The sequence below is a fragment of the Streptomyces netropsis genome (genome assembly GCF_014203545.1).
Classification (GTDB): domain Bacteria; phylum Actinomycetota; class Actinomycetes; order Streptomycetales; family Streptomycetaceae; genus Streptomyces; species Streptomyces netropsis.
This window is the reverse complement of sequence record NZ_JACHJG010000024.1, coordinates 1-21,130: the sequence shown is the minus strand read 5'-3', so window position 1 is coordinate 21,130 and position 21,130 is coordinate 1. Positions and strand designations below refer to the sequence as shown.

At 70.8% G+C, this 21,130-nt stretch carries 21 protein-coding genes and 1 pseudogene; 15 read left to right on the top strand and 7 right to left on the bottom strand.

The annotated features are described in order from the left end of the window. The first annotated feature begins 57 nt into the window (after positions 1-57). The 10 genes from FHS38_RS33535 (at position 58) to FHS38_RS33490 (ending at position 11,684) form a co-directional block, all read left to right on the top strand. Entirely contained in the window at positions 58-918 is an 861-nt protein-coding gene (locus FHS38_RS33535; RefSeq protein ID WP_184740164.1) for a TauD/TfdA dioxygenase family protein, read from the top strand. Next, positions 915-2,426: a 4-hydroxyphenylacetate 3-hydroxylase family protein gene (locus tag FHS38_RS33530; protein ID WP_184740162.1), complete on the top strand. Its 1,512-nt coding sequence runs from the start codon at positions 915-917 to the stop codon at positions 2,424-2,426. Before FHS38_RS33535 ends, FHS38_RS33530 begins: the two co-directional genes overlap by 4 nt. Before the next feature lie 15 nt (positions 2,427-2,441). Next, the gene (gene asnB / locus FHS38_RS33525; RefSeq protein WP_184740160.1) at positions 2,442-4,310 is read left to right on the top strand and encodes an asparagine synthase (glutamine-hydrolyzing); all 1,869 of its coding nucleotides are present in this window, start codon (positions 2,442-2,444) and stop codon (positions 4,308-4,310) included. Beyond that, on the top strand, positions 4,310-5,290 hold the full coding sequence (locus FHS38_RS33520) for a quinone oxidoreductase family protein (RefSeq protein ID WP_184740157.1): 981 nt from the start codon (positions 4,310-4,312) through the stop codon (positions 5,288-5,290). Before asnB ends, FHS38_RS33520 begins: the two co-directional genes overlap by 1 nt. A 28-nt stretch (positions 5,291-5,318) precedes the next feature. Then, entirely contained in the window at positions 5,319-6,212 is an 894-nt protein-coding gene (locus FHS38_RS33515; RefSeq protein ID WP_184740155.1) for a DODA-type extradiol aromatic ring-opening family dioxygenase, read from the top strand. A gap of 22 nt (positions 6,213-6,234) precedes the next feature. Then, complete coding sequence (locus FHS38_RS33510) at positions 6,235-6,765, top strand: flavin reductase family protein (protein WP_184740153.1); 531 nt, start codon at positions 6,235-6,237, stop codon at positions 6,763-6,765. Between the two features lie 125 nt (positions 6,766-6,890). Further along, the gene (locus tag FHS38_RS33505) at positions 6,891-8,366 is read left to right on the top strand and encodes a Y4yA family PLP-dependent enzyme (protein ID WP_184740151.1); all 1,476 of its coding nucleotides are present in this window, start codon (positions 6,891-6,893) and stop codon (positions 8,364-8,366) included. Then, positions 8,363-9,682, top strand: coding sequence for a pyridoxal-phosphate dependent enzyme (locus FHS38_RS33500; RefSeq protein WP_184740149.1), 1,320 nt, complete (start codon positions 8,363-8,365; stop codon positions 9,680-9,682). The genes FHS38_RS33505 and FHS38_RS33500 overlap by 4 nt, the downstream gene beginning before the upstream one ends. Before the next feature lies 1 nt (position 9,683). Beyond that, positions 9,684-10,874: an aminotransferase class V-fold PLP-dependent enzyme gene (locus tag FHS38_RS33495; RefSeq protein ID WP_184740147.1), complete on the top strand. Its 1,191-nt coding sequence runs from the start codon at positions 9,684-9,686 to the stop codon at positions 10,872-10,874. 33 nt (positions 10,875-10,907) lie between these two features. Beyond that, a complete protein-coding gene (locus FHS38_RS33490; protein WP_184740145.1) occupies positions 10,908-11,684 on the top strand; it encodes a class I SAM-dependent methyltransferase in 777 nt (258 codons plus the stop codon). Positions 11,685-11,911: 227 nt separating this feature from the next. Here the strand turns inward: FHS38_RS33490 and FHS38_RS33485 are convergent, their stop codons facing one another. The 4 genes from FHS38_RS33485 to FHS38_RS33470 form a co-directional block, all read right to left on the bottom strand. Beyond that, entirely contained in the window at positions 11,912-12,364 is a 453-nt protein-coding gene (locus FHS38_RS33485) for a pyridoxamine 5'-phosphate oxidase family protein (protein WP_229822922.1), read from the bottom strand. Between the two features lie 149 nt (positions 12,365-12,513). Then, on the bottom strand, positions 12,514-13,101 hold the full coding sequence (locus tag FHS38_RS33480; protein ID WP_184740142.1) for a dihydrofolate reductase family protein: 588 nt from the start codon (positions 13,099-13,101) through the stop codon (positions 12,514-12,516). Positions 13,102-13,321: 220 nt separating this feature from the next. Further along, the gene (locus FHS38_RS33475) at positions 13,322-14,263 is read right to left on the bottom strand and encodes a hypothetical protein (protein WP_184740140.1); all 942 of its coding nucleotides are present in this window, start codon (positions 14,261-14,263) and stop codon (positions 13,322-13,324) included. Between the two features lie 248 nt (positions 14,264-14,511). Beyond that, complete coding sequence (locus FHS38_RS33470; protein WP_229822918.1) at positions 14,512-16,545, bottom strand: ABC transporter ATP-binding protein; 2,034 nt, start codon at positions 16,543-16,545, stop codon at positions 14,512-14,514. 390 nt (positions 16,546-16,935) lie between these two features. Here FHS38_RS33470 and FHS38_RS33465 point away from each other — a divergent pair, with 390 nt between their 5' ends. Next, a complete protein-coding gene (locus FHS38_RS33465; RefSeq protein ID WP_184740138.1) occupies positions 16,936-17,082 on the top strand; it encodes a hypothetical protein in 147 nt (48 codons plus the stop codon). A gap of 178 nt (positions 17,083-17,260) precedes the next feature. On the opposite strand, the gene FHS38_RS33460 is transcribed toward FHS38_RS33465, so the two are convergent. After that, positions 17,261-17,767: a DUF4396 domain-containing protein gene (locus FHS38_RS33460; RefSeq protein WP_184740136.1), complete on the bottom strand. Its 507-nt coding sequence runs from the start codon at positions 17,765-17,767 to the stop codon at positions 17,261-17,263. On the opposite strand from FHS38_RS33460, the gene FHS38_RS36490 reads away from it, so the two are divergent. Further along, positions 17,766-18,362: an imine reductase family protein gene (locus FHS38_RS36490; protein ID WP_373301878.1), complete on the top strand. Its 597-nt coding sequence runs from the start codon at positions 17,766-17,768 to the stop codon at positions 18,360-18,362. The two genes, FHS38_RS33460 and FHS38_RS36490, sit on opposite strands and share 2 nt — an antisense overlap. Here FHS38_RS36490 and FHS38_RS33450 read toward each other — a convergent pair. Next, a complete protein-coding gene (locus FHS38_RS33450; protein ID WP_184740132.1) occupies positions 18,357-19,088 on the bottom strand; it encodes an SAM-dependent methyltransferase in 732 nt (243 codons plus the stop codon). The genes FHS38_RS36490 and FHS38_RS33450 overlap by 6 nt on opposite strands. Before the next feature lie 70 nt (positions 19,089-19,158). Next, complete coding sequence (locus FHS38_RS33445) at positions 19,159-19,788, bottom strand: C39 family peptidase (protein WP_184740130.1); 630 nt, start codon at positions 19,786-19,788, stop codon at positions 19,159-19,161. A 56-nt stretch (positions 19,789-19,844) separates the two neighbouring features. Between FHS38_RS33445 and FHS38_RS36485 the strand changes: the two are divergent. The 3 genes and pseudogenes from FHS38_RS36485 to FHS38_RS36595 form a co-directional block, all read left to right on the top strand. Further along, a pseudogene (locus tag FHS38_RS36485) lies at positions 19,845-20,252 on the top strand (SUKH-4 family immunity protein); the annotation flags it as partial. Then, a complete protein-coding gene (locus tag FHS38_RS33440; RefSeq protein WP_184740199.1) occupies positions 20,243-20,722 on the top strand; it encodes an SUKH-4 family immunity protein in 480 nt (159 codons plus the stop codon). The pseudogene FHS38_RS36485 and the gene FHS38_RS33440, both read left to right, overlap by 10 nt. A gap of 149 nt (positions 20,723-20,871) precedes the next feature. Further along, positions 20,872-20,949 (top strand): 50S ribosomal protein bL37, encoded by a 78-nt coding sequence (locus FHS38_RS36595; RefSeq protein WP_466782871.1) that lies wholly within the window; start codon positions 20,872-20,874, stop codon positions 20,947-20,949. Positions 20,950-21,130: the final 181 nt, after the last annotated feature.

The window sequence follows — 21,130 nt, the reverse complement described above, 5'->3', positions numbered from 1 at the left end:
GCCCCCGCGGGGGAGCACGACCTGCTCGCCCCGCCACCACGACCACAGGAGAACGACATGACCGATGACCGCGATCCACTCGCCGGCACCCGCTACGACATCACGCCGATCAAGCCCTTCGGCGTGGCGATACAAGCGCTCGGGAAGGGGCTGCACGTCCGGGACATCCCCGTGGCACCGCTGCGGACGCTCGTCGGCGAGCACCACATCCTGCTGCTGCGCGGCTTCGACACCTTCGACGCCCCCGACGAGCTGTCCGCGTACTGCGAGCTCTGGGGCCGGCTGAGCGAATGGCCCTTCGGCACCGTCCTCGAACTGGTCGAACAGGAACAGCCCGAGGACCACATCTTCGACAGCAGCTACATGCCGATGCACTGGGACGGCATGTACCGCGAACAGATACCGGAATTCCAGGTGTTCCAGTGCGTGCACGCTCCCGGCGCGGGCAACGGTGGCGAGACGACCTTCTCCCACACCACCGCCGTGCTCGAACGCACCGACCCGGAGACCGTCGCCCGATGGTCGAAGGTGACCGGCACCTACCACCGGGCGATGGAGTACTACAACAGCGTCACCGTCTCACCGATCGTGACCACCCACCCCGTCCACGGCGCCCCGGTCATCCGCTACAACGAACCCACCGCCGCCGATGACGCCGACTTCGTGAACCACCCCGACCTGCGGTTCTCGGGACTGCCGGACGACGAGCTCACCGAGGTCCACCGCAGCCTGCGCGCGGCGCTGTACGACCCCGCGCACCTCTACGCCCACCACTGGCAGACGGGTGATCTGGTGATCACCGACAATCACACCCTGCTGCACGGCCGGAACGCCTTCACCAGCGGCGCACCCCGCCACCTGCGCCGGGTACAGGTGCTCGGCACACCGCCGCTGGACAACCCGGGGCTGGTGCGATGACCGGCAACACGCTCATGACGGGCGAGGAATATCTGGAGAGCCTGCGCGACGGCCGCCAGGTGTATCTGGACGGAGACCGGGTCAAGGACGTCACCCGGCACCCCGCCTTCCGCAACTCCGCCCTGTCGGTGGCACGGCTCTACGACGCCCTGCACGACCCGGCGACCTCCGACGTGCTCACCGGGGTCGACGCGGGCACGGGCATCCGCACCCACAAGTTCTTCAAGCCGAGCCGGTCGGCGGCGGAGCTGGTCGAGGCCCGCGAGGCGATCGCCACCTGGGCGCGGATGAGCTACGGCTTCCTCGGCCGCACACCCGAGTACAAGGCGTCCTTCATGTCGGGCCTGGGAGTCAACGCCGACTACTACGGCCCGTACGCCGCCAACGCCACCGCCTGGTACCGCGAGTTCGCGAGCAAGGCGCTGTACCTCAACCACGTCATCATCAATCCGCCGGTCGACCGCAAGCGGGCGATCCACGACATGGAGGACGTCTTCGTGCACGCCGTGCGCGAGACGGACGCCGGCGTCGTCGTCAGCGGGGCGAAGATGCTGGCCACGGGCTCCGCCATCACCAACGCGGGTTTCGTCGCCCCCGTCGGATCGGCGGTCCTCGCCCCCGGCAAGGCGGAGCCGTTCGCCCTCGCCTTCTTCGTCCGGATGGACAACCCCGGGGTGAAGCTCGTCTGCCGCACCCCGTACGCGCAAGCCGCCGGCAGTCCCTTCGACGCCCCGCTGAGCAGCCGCTTCGACGAGAACGACAGCGTGCTCCTGCTCGACGAGGCGCTGATCCCCTGGGAGGACGTGCTCGTCTACCGGGACATCGAACGGGCGACGGGCTTCTACGCCACATCGGGCTTCGCGAACCTGTACAACTTCCAGTCCGGAATCCGGCTGAGCGTGAAGCTGGAACTCATGGCGGGGCTGCTCGCCCGCGGCACCAGGGCCAACGGCACCGACGAGTTCCGCGGGGTCCAGGCCGCCGTCGGCGAGGTCATCACCATGCGGGACATGGTGTGGGCCCTGACCTCGGCGATGGCGTACGACCCCGAACCGGGCAGCGGCGGCATGGTCGTGCCACGGCTCGAGCACGCCTCCGCGATGCGCATGTACAACGCCCAGGTGTGGGACCGGGTCCACGAGCTGTTCGAGACCACGCTCGGCGGAGCGCCCCTGGCGGTCCCGTCGAGCGCCCGTGACCTGACCAACCCCGAACTGCGGCCGCTGATCGACCGTTTCTACCGCGGCGCGGACACCAGCGCCCTGGACCGCATCAAGCTCCTGAAGCTGGTCTGGGACGCGATCGGCACCGAGTTCGGCGGCCGCCACGAGCTCTACGAGCGGAACTACTCGGGCAACGGCGAACAGGTCCGACTGGACGCGCTGAAGTGGGCGACCCGGCGGGGCAACCTCGCCCGCTACGAAGCCCTGGTGCAGGACTGCCTCGACGACTACGACGTCGACGGCTGGCGCAGAGGCCCGTGGCGCGACCTGACCCACACCGACTGAGGAACGGAGAAGACAATGTGTGGCATCACCGGATGGGTCGACTACACCCGCGACCTCACCACCGAATCCCCCGTCGTCGACGCCATGACCGACACCCTGGCCGCCAGAGGGCCGGACGCCCGCGGCACATGGCTGGACACGCACGTCGCGCTGGGGCACCGGCGACTGGCCGTCATCGACCTCGAGCACGGCACGCAACCCATGCGCACACCGGAGCGCGGCCCCGGGGTACTGCCGCGAGCGGTCATCTCCTACGGCGGGGAGATCTACAACTTCCCCGAGCTCCGCTCCGAACTCGTCCTGCGCGGACACCGGTTCACCACCCGCAGCGACACCGAGGTGGCGCTGCGCGCCTACCTGGAGTGGGGCGAGGACTTCGTCCACCGCCTCAACGGCATGTACTCCATCGCCCTCTGGGACACCGCCCGTGACGAGCTGCTGCTCGTACGGGACCGGCTGGGCGTCAAACCCCTCTTCTACTACCCCACGCCGGACGGTGTGCTCTTCGGCTCGGAGCCGAAGGCCATCCTCGCCAACCCCCTGGCGCGGGCCGAGGCGGGGCCGGAGGAGCTCTGCGACGCGCTGCTGTTCCTGCGCACCCCCGGGCGGGTGCCCTTCCGCGGCATGCGCGAGGTGAAGCCGGGCCACCTGCTGCGCGTCGGCCGCGGCGGGATCACCGAGGAGCGGTACTGGGCCCTGGAAGCCCGCCCGCACACCGACGACCTGCCGACCACCGTCGCCACCGTCCGCGAGCTGCTCGACGACATCGTCCCCCGCCAGATGGTCGCGGACGTCCCCCTGGTCTCGCTGCTGTCCGGAGGCCTGGACTCCAGCACGATCACGGCCCTCGCCGCGCGGGCCCGGGCAGCGACGGGCGACACCATCTCCACGTTCTCCGTGGACTTCACCGGCCACACCGAGAACTTCCAGGCCGACGCCATCCGCCCCACCCCGGACGGCCCGTACGCCCGCGCGGTCGCCGAACACGTCGGCAGCGACCACCACGCCGTCGTCCTCGACCGCGCCCGGCTGCTCGACCCGGCCGTCCGCACCAGCGTCCTCGGCGCCTGGGACCTGCCGTTCAACTTCGCGGACCTCGACGTCTCCCTCTACCTGCTCTTCGCCGCCGTCCGCGAACACGCGACCGTGGCACTGTCCGGAGAGGGCGCCGACGAAGTCTTCGGCGGCTACCTGTGGTTCTCCGACCCCGTCGCGCGGCGCGCCGAGACCTTCCCCTGGCTCAAGCTCGGCGCCCACCGAGGCCTCGACCCCCGTTCGCTGTTCCACCCCTGGTTCGTCGACGGGCTCGACCTCGCGGAGTACGAGGCCGATCTGTACCGCACCGCGCTGGCCGAGGTGCCACGGCTCGAAGGCGAAAACGCCGAGGACCGGCGGACCCGGGAGCTGAGCCATCTGACACTGACCCGCTGGCTGCCGATCCTGCTGGACAAGAAGGACCGGATGGGCATGGCCGTCGGACTCGAGGGCCGGGTGCCGTTCTGCGACCACCGCCTGGTGGAATACGTCTTCAACATCCCCTGGGCGATGAAGACCTTCAGCGGCGAGGAGAAGTCGCTGCTGCGCGCGGCGGCCGCCGACCTGCTCCCGGAACCGGTGCTGCGCCGCAAGAAGGCCGCCTACCCCTCGATCCAGGATCCCGCCTACGACCGCGCCCTGATCACCGGGCTCACCGCGGCGGCGGGCGACGGCAGCGCCCCGCTCAGCCCGTTCCTCGCCGGTGAGGCGGTACAGCGCCTCACGGCCAAGACCTCCGTGGGCAGCCTGTCGGAGTTCGAACGGATCCTCGTGGAGTCCACCGTCCGCCTGGACGACTGGCTGCGCACCTACCAGGTCGAACTGACCGGAGTGAAGGGAACGAACTGATGCACGCGATCGAGATCCGTGAGACCGGTGGACCCGAGGTCCAGCGCTACGTCGAGCTGCCGGACCCCCAGCCGGGCGAGGGACAGATCCTCGTCGAACTCGCCGCGGCCGGAGTGAACTTCATCGACCTCTACCGCAGGGAGGGCCGCTATCCGCTGCCCGTGCCGTGCGTACCCGGCGAGGAGGGCTCGGGGACCGTCCTGTCCACCGGCCCCGGCGTCAGCCGGTTCAAGCCCGGCGACCGGGTCGCCTGGACCACCGTCCTCGGCAGCTACGCGGACCGCGTGGTCGTACCCGAGGACAAGGCGATCGTCGTGCCGGACGGCATCGACCTCATCACCGCCGGCGGGGTGCTCGTCCACGGCATGACCGCCCACTTCCTGGCCAACGACTCCTATCCGGCGCGCGAAGGCGACACGGTGCTGGTCCACGCCGCCGCCGGCGGGGTGGGGCTCCTGCTCACCCAGCTGCTCAAGCGACGGGGCGTGCGCGTCATCGGCACGGTCTCCACCGCGGCGAAGGAGGCACTTGCCCGGGAGAACGGTGTCGACGACGTCATCCGCTACACCGAGTTCGCCGAGGAGGGGGCCCTGGCCGCCGAGGTGCGCCGGCTCACCGGCGGGGAGGGCGTCCACGCGGTCTACGACGGCGTCGGCGCCGCCACCTTCGACGCGAGCCTCGCCAGTCTGCGCACCCGCGGCACCCTGGTCGTCTTCGGCGGCGCCAGCGGCGCCGTGCCGCCCGTCGACGTGATGCGGCTGCTGTGGGGCGGCTCGCTGACCCTGACGCGGCCCTACCTCGAGCACTTCCGGGCCACCACCGAGGAGTTCGAGTGGCGTGCGGGCGAGGTCTTCACCGGCATCCTCGACGGCACATGGAAGTTCACCGTCGCCGGTACGTACCCCCTCGCCGAGGCCTACCGCGCGCACGAAGACCTCGCGGCCCGGCGCACCAGCGGCAAGCTCCTGCTCGTTCCCTAGCCCCCCTCGACAGCGAAGGAGGTCGCCCATGGGCGACATCGTCGGTGCGGGCCTGCTCTCGCACGCACCCGTCATCATGTTCCCCGAGCAGGTGAGGATCAGGGAGAACGGAGGGCGTGACTTCACCCTCGCGACCGGCCTGACCCGGCTCCGGCACGAGGTGATCGACACGACCGACCACGACACCGTCGTGGTGTTCGACAGCCACTGGGCGACGACGACCGAAACGGTGATCACCGCCCACCCGCGCCGCGCGGGCCTGTTCACCTCGGACGAGATGCCCGGCGCGATCAGCCGGCTGCCCTACGACATCCCCGGGGACCCGGAACTGGCCCATGGTGTCGCCGCGCTGGCGGAGCGCCGTTCGCGGTGGATCACGGCGAACGACGACCCGCATCTGCCGATCCACTACGCGACGCTCAACCTCTGGACCTACCTCGGCCGAGCCGGCACACCCTGGGTCTCCGTCTCGGTCTGCCAGACGGCGACCACCGAGGACTTCCTCGATGTCGGCCGGGTCCTCGCGGAGGCGCTCGCCGGTCTCGACCGCAAGGTGCTGCTGCTCGCCTCAGGAGGACTCTCCCACCGTTTCTGGCCACTGGCCGAACTGCGGGAGCGCATGGCGGGGGACCCGGGCAACATCGTCACGCCAGAGGCGCGCGCGGCCGACGAACAGCGCATCGCCTGGCTCGAGGCCGGCCGTCACGACCAGGTGATCGGGTCCATGCCGGAGTACCTCCGCTTCGCCCCCGAGGCGCGTTTCGGCCACTACCTGATGCTGGCCGGCGCGGTCGGCGGCCAGGACTGCGGGGCGCGGGGCAGCCGCTTCGGCCGTTACGAGAACGGGATCGGGACCGGGCAGGCCCACATCTGGTTCAGCCGCCCCGACACCGGATGGAAGAACGAACCGATCGGCCGCTGAGCCGGAAAGGAGGACGAGGACGGTGGCTGTCGATCAACGGCTCCTGCGCACGTGCCTCGGTCAATTCGCCACCGGCGTCACGGTCGTCACGTGCGACGCGGCGGGGGCTCCGCACGGCGCCACCGTCAACGCCTTCACGGCGGTGTCCCTGGACCCGGCGCTGGTACTGGTCTCGCTCGACCGGGGGAGCAAGGCCTGCCGCCATCTCGCGGGCAGACCCTTCACGGTGAACGTGCTCAGCGAGGAGCAGGGCGATCTCGCCCTGCACTTCGCGGGCCGCGAGGCCACGGATCCGCCCCGCTGGGTGCGGCCGGCGAGCGGTCTGGCACCCCGGCTCGCCGACCCGCTCGCCACGATCGCCTGCTCGCCCTGGGCCGCGTACGACGGGGGAGACCACGTGCTCTTCCTCGGCCGCGTCGAGGAGTTCGACTGGCGGGCCGACGGCCGGCCACTGGTGTTCCACCAAGGGGAATTCCGTGGCCTCGGGCCTCTTCCCTCCCGCCCCGCCGGTGGTCCGGCGGGGCGGGAGGGGCCCTTCCGGTACCGGCCGTGAGCCCGCCGTGTCCGGATCCGCCCCAGGCCACCGGGTGTAGACCGCCCATGGATGGATAAGGATCGGCCGGGGCGGTGCCTTGCAGCGGCCCGCCCGCCTTGGTCACAAGGGGAGGGACGTCTGACATGGATGGTGCCCCGTTATATCTGGAGCCACGGCTGGAACAGCCGTTGGCGTCGTTGCTGGAGTCGGCGGCGTTCCTCCACGCCCTCGTCGACGCGCTGGGTTCGCCGCTCAATGTCGTACTACCCGAGCGGATCGCGGTGAACGTCGAGCGCTTCCGTTCCGTCTACCGCCGCCACAGCCTAGCCGGCCAGGTGTTCTTCGCCCACAAGGCGAATCGTTCCAGCGCCCTGGTGCGCCGGCTCGCGATGACGAACGCCGCCATCGACGTGGCGTCGCTGGGCGAACTGCAACATGCCCTCGGTGCCGGGTTCGGTGCGGATCGCATCGTCGCGACCGGGCCCAAGGACCCGGAATTCCAATGGCTCGCCGCCCGCTGCCGGGTCACCGTCAGCATCGACGGGCCGGGGGAGCTGGAGAGCCTCGCCGCCCTCGTGCGCACCTACGGGCTGCCACCGGTGCCGGTGTTGCTGCGGCTGTCGGAGTTCGAGACGTCCGGGGTCAAGGTGCTGTCCCGGCAGAGCCGTTTCGGCTCCTCCATGAGGTCACTGCCCCGGTTGCTGGACGCCGTCGAACGCCACCGGGACCTCCTCCGGCCGAGCGGCGTCGCCTACCACCTCGACACCACCAGCCTGGACGAGAAGGCGACGGCCCTCGAAGGCTGCCTCCGGGCCATGGACGAGCTCCGGCGCCGAGGATTCACGCCGCGCGCCATCGACATCGGCGGCGGATTCGGCGTCAACTACCTTGCCCACGAAGCCCAATGGGACCGGTACACCACCGAACTCACCCACGCCGTCCTGGGCAGGCGCCCGCCCCTGACCCGGGGCGGGCACGGCTACGGCCTCCGAGCCGAAGGCGGCACCCTCCGCGGCGCCCTGAGCCTGTACCCGGCCCACCGCCCGGTCGCCGGGGCCGACTATCTCGACGCGCTGTTGTCGCGGCCCGCCCCGGCCCTGAACCGGCCGCTGGGCACCCTCCTCCTGGAGAACCTGTACGACCTCCACACCGAGCCCGGCCGGGCGCTGCTGGACCAGTGCGGGCTGTCGCTGGCGAAGGTGCTGGAGGTACGGCGTCCGGACCGTGGTGATCCCCTGGTCCGCCTCGCGATGACGGCCGACGACGTCAGCCTGGAGGAACACGGCGTCCTCATGGACCCGGTGCTCCTCGCCCGCGACGGTGCCCCCGCCGCGGCCGGCGAGGGGCCCGGCCCGGTGGGCGTGCACCTCGCCGGCAGTCTCTGTCTGGAGGCCGACCTGATCACCCGGAGGACGGTGTACCTGCCCCGTATGCCGCGGCCGGGCGACCTCCTATGCTTCGCCAACACCGCCGGGTACTGCATGGACTTCAGCGCCACCCACGCGCAGCGCCGACCCGCCGCGCGGAAGGTCGCCGTGCACCGGGAAGGCGGCTCCTGGCGCTGGTGTCTCGACGAGCAGTACTGGCCCATCACACATCCGGGAGGGCACGAGGCATGAGGTACGACAGCATCACCGACGCCATCGGCGACACCCCGTTGGTACGCATCGATCCCGCCGTGCACGGCCTGCGCACCATCGACCTCTACGCGAAGCTGGAGATGCTCAACCCCTTCGGGTCGGTCAAGGACCGGGCGGCCTGGAACATGGTGCGGCCCGGGCTGCCCGGAGCGGTCCGGGACGGCGAGACGGTCGTGGAGCTGTCCAGCGGCAACACGGCCAAGGCGCTGGCGGTCATCGCGGGCATGCACGGGCTGCCGTTCAAGAGCATCACCAACCGGATGCGGGTAGCGGAGATCAAGGACCTGCTCCTGCTGCTGGGCGCCGAGATCGAGGAACTGCCCGGACAGACCGAGTGCCTCGACCCGACCAACACCGACGACCCGCTCACCCTCTTCCACCAGGAGCTGTCACAGCCGGGCAGTCCCAACCTCCACACCGACCAGTACTTCAACGCGCGCAACACCGAGTCCCATGCCGCGGGCACCGGCCCGGAGATCGTGGCGGACCTGGACGGGCGGGCACCGGACTTCTTCATCGCCTGCGTCGGCACCGCCGGTTCCTCCACCGGGGTGGCCGGGGTCCTCCGCGCGCACGATCCCGGGGTGCGGGTCGTCGGCCTGGTCGCGCAGAAGTCGGACTTCATACCGGGGATCCGCACCATCGACGAAGTGCAGGAGGTCGGCCTCTTCGACCCCGCCACCTACGACGCGATCGAGGCCGTGAGCGCCGACGAGGCCATCGACGGGATGCTGACGCTGGTACGGCGCTGCGGCATCCTGGGCGGCCCCACCGGTGGAGCCGCGTACTTCGGGGCGCTGCGCCATCTGCGCCCGTTCGACGCGGAGTCGACGCAGCGGAGGACGGCCGTCTTCATCGTCTGCGACCGCGTCGAGAGCTACGTCGGCTATGTGCGCCGGCGCCGTCCGGAACTGCTGGGCAGGCCGCCGGTGAAGAACTCCGTGACCGCGCTCACCGAAGCCGAGGTGGCGGCGGCCACGGTGATCGACACCGCCGACGCGCGGAAGTGGATCGCGGAGGAACGCCCCCTGGTCGTCGACCTGCGGGGCTCCTTCGCCTACGCCGCGCTGCACATCGAGGGATCGGTGAACATCGTCGACGAGCTCTTCGACGAACTCGTACGGGGCGGGCTGCCGTTCAGCAAGCGACAGGCCGTGCTGCTGGCGTGCCCGGTCGGTGAGAAGTCCGCCCGCTACGCCGCCCTGCTGACCCGCATGGGCCATCCCGACGTCCGCAGCCTGGCCGGCGGCATCATCGCCTGGCGCGACGCGGGCGCCCCACTGGAGCGAGGCTGACATGGGCCGACCGCTGGACGATCTGCGCGCCTGGCAGCGTCCGCTGCGCGCCGAGTTCCCGATCATCGTGGACCATCCGGACCTGGCCTATCTGGACAGCGCGGCCACTGCGCAGAAGCCGCGGGCGGTCCTGGACGCCGTGCACAGGTACCTCACCACGTCCAACGCCAACTCCGGCCGCGGTACGTACCCCTGGGCCAATGCCACGACGGCGCTGGTGGAGCGGACCCGTGACCGGGTCAAGGAGTTCTTGGGCGACCCCGCCCCGGACCGCTCGGCCGTGCACTTCACCAGCGGTGCCACCGAAGGGCTGCGCACCGTGGCCCGCGACTGGCTGCCCGTCGTCCTGACCGACGGCGACGAGATCGTGGTGCCCTTCGCCGACCATCAGGCGAACCTCTCGCCCTGGCTGGAAGCGCAGCGACTGCTGGCCCGCCAGGGGACCCGCGTCGCCGTCCGCGCGCTGCCGTACCAGGAGAGCTCGGGCGACTACGACCCGCAGGCGCTGGCGGAACTCGTCGGCCCCCGCACCCGCTTCGTCGCCGCAACCCATGTGCACCACGTCTACGGCGGCGACATGAACGTGCACCGCATCCGCCGGGTGGTCGGTCCCGAGGTGCCGATCTGCCTGGACGCCGCCCAGAGCATCGGTCATCTGCCGGTCTCCGTGGCCGATCTCGACGTGGACTTCCTGGTCTTCTCCGGACACAAGGCCCTCGCCCTGCCGGGCTCCGGAGCGATCTGGTCCCGTGGAACGCGCGGGCCGCGGCTGCGGCCCGGCGGGTGGAGCGGCACACCCAACACCGCCGGCATCGCCGGCCTGGCGGCGGCCCTCGACTGGCTGGACGCGGCGGGCCTGGACCGCATCGAACGATGGACCGTCGCCCTGGCGTCCCGGCTCACCGACGGACTGCGCCGCCTGTCCGCCTACGAGGTCCTGGGCTGCCCGCTGAGCCTGCCCGCGGGGTCCCCGGTGCAGCGGCGCCGGAGCATCGTCACCTTCCGGCACCGCGGGGTCAACTCCAACGACCTCGGGTTCATCCTCTTCAGCCACGGCTTCATGGTGCGGTCCGACGGCCACTGTCAGGCCGGGTCAGAAGGGGAAGTCGGCTCCGTGCGGGTGAGTCTGCACCTCCACAACATCCCAGAAGAGATCGACGCGTTGCTCTCCGCCCTCGCTAAACTACAATGATTGTCAATACCACCGGATGCACGGGCGGGTGAGATGGCTGAGGTGCGCAGCAGGCCGGGCGTGAGCGCGGCGACGGCGGCACGCTGGGTGAAGCGTTGGGAAGGCCAGCAGCAGCGGTATGCGGTCGACCGCGAGGAACGATTCACCGTGATCGCCGACGTGGTCGACCATGTCACGGCCGGCCGTGCGAGACCCCTGGTCATCGACCTCGGCTGCGGCCCGGGAGCACTGGCGGCCCGCCTGTCGCGCCGACTGCCGCACGCGGAGGTCCTGGCCGTCGACGCCGACCCGCTGCTGCTCGAACTCGGCCGCACCCACTACGGCCCCGCGGTCCGGTACGTGGAAGCGGTGATCGGGGCACCGGGCTGGCTCAGAACCCTCGGCCTGGACCGCCCCCTGGACGCGGCCGTCTCGACGACGGCACTGCACTACCTCGGCGAGCGCACCCTGCGGCAGGTCTACCGGCAGCTCGCCGCCCTGCTGCGGCCCGGCGGGATCCTCGTCAACGGCGACCACCTCTGCCAGGACACCGCGAAGATCTCCCGGATCGCCACCGCCGTCGGGCGCCGCTGGGCCGAGCGAAGGGCGGTGCTCGCCCACGAGGACTGGCAATCCTGGTGGACGGCGACAGAAGCCGATCCGGAGCTGGCTCCTCTCCTCGCCGAACGCCGCACCCGCCCGCTTCCGAGCAGCCAGGGCGAGGACCTGACGCTCTCCCGCCACATCACGCTCCTGCGCGAGGCGGGATTCGAGCATGCCGGGGCGGTCTGGCAATTCGGCAACAGCCATGTCCTGGTCGCCGTGCGTTGAGCCTCCGTCGCGTGGCTGCCCGTTCCTGGCGGCGCCGACGATGATCCGCGCGCGGACGGCCATCCGCAACCGCCCTACCTCGGCCACCAGTTGCCGGAACGCGCGGAACAGGCGGTGGCCGTGCGCATCGGGCAACTCCTTGTCCGGTGAGTCCCGGTGGCGTCCCGGTGGCGGACGCAGCCGTGCCGGTCCGCGACCGGGAGTACGAGCGACAGCGAGCCCGCGGCTCAGGCGAAGCGCCAGCGGGTCTGGCTGTACGGCTCGCCCTTGCCGAAGCCGAAGGCCGTACGAGGGGTCACTTCGAAGACCACGGCCTCACCGGCGCCCGGATTGACGAACGCCCCGCCCCGTACGTCGAAGTGCCATTCCGCACCGTACTTCGCCTCCCACGCGTCGGCGAGCCGCCGCAGCCGGGGCTCGTCCCCCACGCGCACGGCCTCGCCCTCGACGACCAGGTCGTAGCCCTCGCGAAGCCCGTTGGAGCCGGTGGTGAGGACGACATGCGGGTTGCCCCGCAGATTCTTCGCCTTCCGCTCCTGCGCACCGGTGCAGAAGTGCAGCGCGCCGTCCGCCCAGACACCGATGAGCGGGGTGACGTGCGGCCGCCCGTCGGGGCGTACGGTCGTCAGCCAGTACACCTCGGCCTGGGCCAGCCGGGTGACGGCGTCCGTCCACGGCATCGCCGTCGCTCGCTCGTCGCTGTAGCGTGCGTCCAGCTCGGCGCGGGGTTCCTTGTCGGGCACGGTGTTGTCCTCCTGGGGACCGATGGTGCCCTCCCGGCGGGGTTCCGGCATCCGGGCGGGCGGCCGTTCGCGGCGGGGTGGGACGGTCAGACCGTCGCGCCGTCCGGCGGTGCCTCGGCGCGCTGGTAGTGCAGGAGGACGACCCCGTTGCCGAAGGCGTGGGTCCCGATGAGCCGGAGACCGGTCCTGCCGTCCGAAGCGGCGAACAGCGGCTTGCCCCGTCCGATGAGGACCGGATGGACGTAGACGCGGTACTCGTCGACCAGATCCTGCCGCATGAAGTCCGCGGCGAGGTCGGCGCCGCTCAGCCCGAGGTCTCCGCCCGGCTGCGCCTTGAGGGCCGTGATCTCCTCCACGGAGACGTCCCGCATGACGGTGGTGTTCCAGTCGGCCCGTTCCAGGGTCCGGGAGAACACGATCTTGGGCTTGTCCCGCCAGATACGGGCGAACTCGGCCATGGGGCCGGTGCTGGAGGGGTCCGCGTCGGCGGTCGGCCAGAAGTCGGCCATGAGCTCATGGGTGACCCGCCCGCTGAGGAGGCCGCCCAGCTCCTCGACCTGCTCGTTGAAGTGATAGTGCAGTTCGTCGTCGACCACATGCCAGTCGATCTGGCGGTCCGGTCCCTCGATGTACCCGTCCAGGGACACCGACATCATCAGGATGATTTTTCGCATCGTGGGTCCTCGCCGAAGGCATCGGAGGGGGGCCGGGGTGCCGTGACCGGACCGCGCCGGAGCGGCCGGCGGGAGGGTGCGCCGGCCCTGGCTGAGACGATACGCCCCGGCAGGCCCCCGGGCCCGGCGACAGGGCGGGGCCCGGCAACAGGATGCGGTGGGCCCCGCCGAACCGGAGCGTCGTGGGGCCGCACCGCATCCGCCCCCGACGGCCCGGGGATCAGCCGAAGAAGACCGAGGAGACGGTGTTGTCGAAGCCGATGGCCGCCAGGTCCGCCACGTCACCGCTCACGACCTTCGACTTGCCCTTGCAGTCGGCCTCGGACCAGATCTTGAGGGTGCCGTCGGTGGTGAGGGAGGAGGCCACATTGTCGCGGAAGACGTTCTGGCAGCCCTTGCCCGCCAGGCCCTGGGCGCCGTTGTCGGCGAAGTTCTTGTCGTCGAAGAGGACCACGCTGGTGGCCGGCGGCTTCTGCCCGGTGGCGGCCCCACCCGCGGCGGGGGTCCCCTCCGACGGCCCGGCGCCGGCCGCTCCCGCCTTCTTGCCGTCGGGTGTGACGCCGAACCAGGTGCCGCCGACGCCCTGCCCCTTGGTGTCACCGGGCCTGGCGTCCTTGCTGAACCGATAGACCGGCCAGCCCCCGATGGTGACCTGGTGGGTACCGTCGTCCCGCTTGATCACACCGAGGGCGGACTTCTTCACCCCGTCGGCGAAGATCTTGCCGCCCGGTGCGACGAGCACGGGAGGCCAGGTGGTGGCGCAGTCGCCGTTGCAGTGGGACTTCGAGGGCGAGGCGGTGTCCTTGTCGAAGCGGTAGAGCGTGAAGCCCGCGCCGTTGACCACGACGGGGTTCAGGGTCCCCGCCTTCGATGCGGAGAGCTGGACCCACGAGCGCGCCGTGGGAGTGGACGCGGCCGCACCGGCGCTCGTGGCCCAGTCACCCGTCCTGGGCCGGGCACCGTGCTGCTTGGCCGACCCGCTGAGGAACGTCAGGTTGCCCACGCCCGACCGGCCGGCGTCCCCGGCTGCGGCATTGGACATGGTGGTGGCCGGTGACGGGGCACCGCGGTCGGCGGTGTCGTCGCCCGAGCCGCAAGCGGTCAACGTCAGGGCGGCGGCTGTGGCCAGGGCGGCGAAGGCGGCAACGCGCTTGTGAGACATGGATCCCCCAGATCATGTGGTCCGGTCGCCCGGAACGGTCGTCACGGGGTACGGCGCCACTCGCCGATCGACTCAGCACGCCGCCCGCCGATGACGGAAGAGCGACGCTTTCGGGACATCGGTGACCGGGCCGTGACAGTGACCGATGAGGATCGGGTTTCTTGCGGTGGCAATGGGGGGAGGGCCCTGGGCCCTGGGGGAGAGGTCCCAGGGCCCTGGGGGAGAGGTCCCAGGGCCCAGGGCGCCCGTCACAACTCTCGGCTCGTCTCCGTGGCATCGGCGTCGGCGGGTTTCCGTTGTCCGGGAAGGGCGGCGGCCTGTTCGTCCACGAACTGGCGGCGTTGCATCTCGTAGAGATCGCGGAAGATCCCGACCGGTGGGTTGTCCGTCAGTTCCTCGAAGGTGCCGCTCTCGCGGAGTCTGCCCTTCTCCAGGACGTGGATGAGGTCGGCGTCCCGCACGGAGGCCAGCCGGTGCGTGATCAGGAGGACGGTCTGGCCCGCTTGGGCGAGTTGGCGGATCTGCTCGAAGACCTCCAGTTCGGCGCGGGCGTCCAGGGCCGAGGTCGGTTCGTCGACGATCAGGATCTGGGCGTCGCGGTAGTGGGCGCGGGCCAGGCCCAGCTTCTGCCACTGTCCGCCCGAGATCTGGTGGCCGCCCTTGTAACCCCGGGAGAGCAACGTGTCCCACCCGCGCGGCATCTCCTCGACCACCTTGCGGGCTCCCGCGTACCGGGCGGCCGCCTCCACCCGCTCCTCCTCCAGCGGCCCGTCGGTGCGGCCGATGGCGATGTTCATACGGGCGGTCAGCGGCCAGCGGTGAAAGTCCTGACTGACCATGGCGAACCGGGAGAACAGATCCGCCCGGTCCAGGGCGCCCGCGTCCTGCCCGTCCCACCGGATCGCCCCCTCACCGGGCTGGTAGAGACCGGCGAGGAGCTTGACCAGGGTCGTCTTGCCCGAGCCGTTCTCCCCGACCAGGGCCACGATCTTTCCCATGGGGATGTCGAGGGTCACACCGCTGAGGGCGGGCCGCCTGGTGCCGGAGTCGCCGGAGTCGCCCGGATAGGTGAACGTGACGTCCTCGAAGCGGATGAGCCGCGGCTGATCGGGGACCGGAAGTCCACCGACAGGGATGGCTCGCTTGTGTGCCTCGACACACAGCCGCTCCAGGTCCATGACGTAACACGCCTCCTCGTAGAGGCTGTTGACCTGAAGGATGAGGGTCGTCAGGCTCGCTGCCCCGCTGCGGGTGGCCAGCACGGCGGTCCCCGCCACCGACAGTGCCATCACCCCGGTCAGCAGCAGGCCGCCCAGGGCGAGATAGGTCACGAGAGTGGCGATGCCCGTCAGGGCCGAGGCGATCAGCCGGGTCTTGGCCGCACTGCGCGCGAGCCGGGTCTGCTCACCCTCCGAGCTCTCCGACATGCTCCGGAAGTGCCCCAGCAGGAAGGGCCCCACGTCGTGCACCCGGATCTCCGGCGCGGGATCGGTACGGATCAGGGTCTGGCTCAGCAGACGGCCGGCCCGGGCGTGCTGGGCCCACCGCTGGAACGACTCGTAACGCGTCCGGGAGTTGCGCAGCGCGGCCCAGGAGCGCGGCAGGGTCATCAGGAGCAGCAGGGGCAGCAGCGCCGGGTGCAGGACGGTCAGCACGCCGGCCGCCGCGGCGAAGGAGACCAGCGCTCCGACGACCGCCGTGCAGTACCGGATCATGCGACGGGCTCCCGCCGCCCCGTACTGGGCGGAGTCCAGCAGCCGGTGGAAGTCCTCGTCCTCGATCGCCTCCAACTCCACGCGGATCACGCGTTCCAGATACATCTCGGTCGCCACCCGCTCGACCTTCGGCTCCAGACGTCCGGTGCCCGCGGTCGAGGCCGACATGGCCAGGGCCCCGACGAGAGAGGTGACCGCCACCCAGATCAGCGCGGGCACGGCCGCGTGGAGCCGGTCCGCGATGGGGCCGGTGGCCAGCACGGCACCGAGGACCTCGTTGACGGCCACGAGGCCGATGGCCTGGGTGACGCCGTGCAGGACCTCGGCGCACCCCACCGCCCACAGGGCCCGGCGGTCGGCCCGCCACGCCAGCCGGACGGTGGAGGCGACCAGGCGGGGCAGGCTCGACGCCATCGCCCACAGCGACATTTCCAGGTAGGCGCGCTCGTGCTTGTTCCAGCCCGTGTCGTGCAGCAGCGGCCCGCCGAACAACAACCGCTCCGAGGGCGAGCCCTCCTCTGTGCCCGCCCCCACCGTGGTGCTCGTGTTCTCGGCAGGGCGGCTCAAGCCGACCACCTCCCGGGGGTCGCGACGGAAGCCTTGCCGGACGGCGTCGAACGTTCGCGTTCGAACGGCAACCGTGCCCCGGTGGTGTGGGTGTGACGGTCGTGACGGTGATGCACTACGCCTCCTCGTTGACTTGCTGATCGGACGAGTGATCGGGAAAACGACCCCCGATCGGAGGAGTCACGGCCTCCAGGGGGCGTCGCATAGCGCAAGGATTCGAATGGGCGTCAACCGCCCCGAAGTCCCGGGGCGGGACGGCGGTCGGAGTTTGTGCGATTCACTCCGCCGTGGTCCGTCACCCGATCCGGGACTTGCGTTGCTGCCGGAAACGACGAGGGTGCGTCACGCGGAGGGCGGAAGGGCGTCCGGGTTGAGGTGCTCGACCAGGCGGTGCAGGACGCTGTGCGCCGTTGCCTGTTCCGCCGGGGGAAGCACGGACAGCGCGGCATCGTTGACGTCTGGATCGTCGCCTGCGCGGGGCTGCTCTACCTGCGCGACGCGCGCGGTGCCCGCAGCCGGCAGACCGCCACCTCCTGAGCCCGGGCTTCAAGGGCCGGCCCGCTCGCACCGGGGCCGGCCACTGCCCCGGTCAGCTGCCGGTGGCGCTGATACAGAAGGGCTGGCCGGAGGGGTTCAGGAGCACGGTCCCGTGGGCGGTCCGGGACGCACGACGTCCTGGATGGATCACCCGGGTGGCGTGGCGGACAGGGGGCCGTCAGCGGTGGTGACGGTGGGCGACCGCGTGTCCCTTGCCGCGGGCGATCATCCAGCGATTGACCGGAAGGGTGACGACGAAGGCGACGGCCAGAGAGAAGGCCAGGGCACCCCAGAACAGGGCGCTGGACAAGCGGGCGTCCATCGCACCGGGCACGCCGACCATGACGACGTTGTCGATGACCTCCATGACCGCGATGGACACGGTGTCGGCGGCCAGAGCGACCCTCACCGCTTGCCGGAACGCGACCCCGGCCCGCAGGAGACCGCGCATCGTCAGCAGGTACCCGAAGAAGAAGGCGAGCACGACGGCGAGGGCGACGGTGGCGCCGGTGTGGAGGGCGAAGGCGGTACCGATGACCATGCCGAGGACTTCACCGATGGCGCAGCCGGTCAAACAGTGGGCAGTGGCCTGTGCGGCGGTGCGCCAGCCGGTGCCTTCACGGCGGGCGGGCAGCCGATCGTCATGGTCGTGCGGGCCGTCGGCCGGGGGCGTCGACTGGTGCATGGTGTCGCGTCCTCCGCGTCACTCCCTGGATGTGCTGCCTGGGACCCGTCCGGGGCCCTTCTCCAGGCCTGCCCCGTCCCGGCGTTCCGTAGGCCCCGCGCCACCCTTACGCCTCAGGACGCCGTCCGCTGCCGACCACCTCACAGGCCGCCGGCTCGACGGCATCAGGCGGCAGAGAGGCCGTGATGATGGTGTCCAACACCCCGCGCGCGGCCGGCAGGTCGTCCACGGGCATGGGCTGCCCTCACTGAACGGCTTCCTGCACGCCGCTGCCCTGGTGGGCACGGCCGACGTCGACGTGGCGAAGTTCGCCGAGCTCGCGATCGGCTGGTTCCTGCCGGCGGTCGTCGGCGCGACCGCCGTCGCGCAGGCGCCGCGATTGGACAAGGGCGACTACTCCGGCGAGCAGGGCACCATGGAGATGAACCTGAACGCGCTGGAACACATCACCCGCACCAGCGAGGAACGGAACGTCAGCTCCGACCAGCCGAGGCTGATGAAGGAGCTCGCCGAGCGGGCGATCGCCGAGGGGTACGGCGGGCAGAACTATCTTGCCGTGTTCGAGCTGCTCAAGAGGCCGACGCCCTCGTCATGACGAGCGCAGGACCAGGGACACGAAGCCCCACGTCTCGCGGTAGACGCGCAGCCACTCGGAGCGGTGGGTCGTGGCTGCCTCGAGCGCCTGGGCACTCCCCGGATCGTCGGGGTGGTCCAGCGCCCATGCGGCCAGGGACCCCGTCCATGCCCACTCGTAGGCGTCCAGCTCCTGGCGTGTGCTGACGTGTCCGTGTACGGGCGTCCACCCCTCGGCGATGACACGGTCCGTCGTGGTCGCCAGGTCGTCGAAGTCCCCGAGCATCTCGACGGCCTCCGGGGAGGGTTCGCGCTCCCAGAATCCGTCACCGACCAGGACGCGTCCGCCGGGAGCCAGATGCTTGCGCGCCGCCGCGAGGGTGGGGAGCAGCCCACCGAAGGCATGCGTGGACCCGACGCAGAGCACCAGGTCGAACAAGTGCGGGGAGGTGAAGTCCGCGGCGTCCTGCTGGTGGAGCACGAGCCGGTCCTGGACGCCGAGTCCGACCGCGGCGTCGTGGGCGTGTGTCAGGGATGCCTCGGATATGTCGACGCCCTCGGCCCGCAGGTGCGGGTGGGCGGCCATGGCGCGTAGGAGCCATTCCCCGCCGCCGCAACCGAGGTCGAGTACCCGCGCGTCGCCGTGCGGGATGCCGCGGTCCAGCAGTTCGCGTACCGCGTCGTCGTCGAGCGGGGCCGCGATCGGATGGTCGGTGTGGGCGATCCTGGAGATCTTTTCACGATTCACCGGCGCATCCTGACAGTGAAAGGCTCCGCACGCATCTGCTTTTCGGCTCCGAGCGGGACGAGCCCTCTTCCTACGGCGCCGGTGTGTGCCCCAGGACGACGCCGCGACCGGCGTAGAAACGTTCCAGGTCGCCCCACGGCACGTGGGCGAACTGCTGGGAGTGCCCGGGGAATCCGGAGGGGTTGTGAATGACCAGCGCGTCGTCGGTGACGCCGACACCGAGGACCAGATGACCACCACGCTGCGGCGGGGCGGGGGCCAGGGTACGGATGGACGGGTGGACCGAGAGCATCACCAGCCGACCCGCGGTGATCTCGTCGCGGACCTCCTCGGCCGTCAACTCGGGGCGGGACGTGGCATGCAGCCCCCATCGCTGTCGCGCGTACGCGGCGAAGGGCGCGTAGATGAGACCGTCCACCCGATCGGCGTGCCTGACATAGCCGCCGGCCTCGGCGCACTCGGTGGCGAGCGAGACGGTCGGGGGAGCGGTGTCGCGCCAATAGTCCAACGCCATCCGCAGACAGGCCATGCCGCACACCCGCCACGACCAGAAGGCGTATTCCTCAGGGGAGTCCGCGCCCGACTTCTGCCAGAGAGGATCGTCGGCCGCTCGTACGGTCCCCCCGATGATGTCGGGCACCAGGTCGGTTGACTCCCACTGCGCGTAGTACGGGACAGGGTGCACCACGTCGTTGTTCATGCCCCTCAGTCTGGCGCACGCCAGCACAGCGGAGCTCGCCGCCCAGGCCGGAGTCGGTGCCTCCCGTCAGGGTCGGCGGCACAGAGATCACCACCACAGGGAGCCGCGGACATGGGAATCTGATCGACGGGCCATCGGGACGGTGCGGGGCAGCGGAGGTCGGCCGACGGTGCCGTCTGCCCGCGCCGGACGGGCTGGCACACGGCCCCAGCCGACGATTCCTCACCGAGGAGGGCCTGCCCGGGAAGGCCGCCGACCTCGACTTCGCCGCCCTTCGCGCAGGCCGACTCGAGGCTTTCACCAAGTGGGAAGGTGGCGAGGTGATCGGTGACGGTCGGCTGCTCGTCCTCGGTGAGACCGAATACTGTGGCAGCAAAGTGGTACTCGACGGTGTGAGCGGCGAGGTCCACCTCGCCGCCTGGACCGGAGGAGAGCTTCGCCGTGACCTCCTCGCATCCGGCCTCCGGGCCCTCGCGGGCCTGATACGCGAGACCGAGTCGCCGTCGCCCATCCCGGCACGTACGGCGAAGCGGCCGGGCGCAACGGACCGGATGCCGCGGGAGGCCGCGCGTACCAGCGTGACCACATCGCGATCGGCTGGTGGCCGCATGACCTCACGGTCGCTCCCGACGGCGCCACCGGCCGCCTGGAACTCCCGGCCTGGTACGGGGAGGGTGAGCCCCGGGCCTACCTCAATCGCGACCTGTCGGCGCTTCTCTACGCCTGCTGGACCTATGAGCGACTGCGGCACGAGTGGCAGCGCTGGGAAGACGGCTCCAGTGACGAATCCTGGCAGGTGTTCGCCCCGCAGACGCTGTTGCTCAGCCACGTCGACGCGATGGTGGAGACCGTCGACCCCGAGGCGTTCGGAACCCCCCGGCACTCCTGGAGGATGCTCGCCGAGGATCCCCACACCGGCGGCCTGCTCGCCTGACGCATCCCGTCGCCGCGCCCGGCGGCCGGCTCCGGCCGGGAGTTTTCACGCGATTGCCCGCCCCGGCCGTCCGTCGTGTGATCGCTGCGTGTGATAGCAAGGGAAATGGCGGAAATCGCCCCGAAAGCACCACGGAGAGAGGAGCCGGCATGTCCTCGAAGCGGCGCCGCAAGAAGAAGGCACGTCGTAAGCACGCAGCCAACCACGGTCGACGGCCTCAGTGCTGAGATAGGCCCGAACGGCCGGATTCACACAGGGCGGCCCCCTTGGGGGCCGCCCTGTGGCGTGCCGGACGCCATGTGTCCGGGTGGTTACGTGGTGTGTGGGGGTGGGGGGTGTGGTGTGAGGCCGCTCATGGGATCCAGATCACGTACGAACCCGGATAGTGGGATCCCGATTCGGACATAA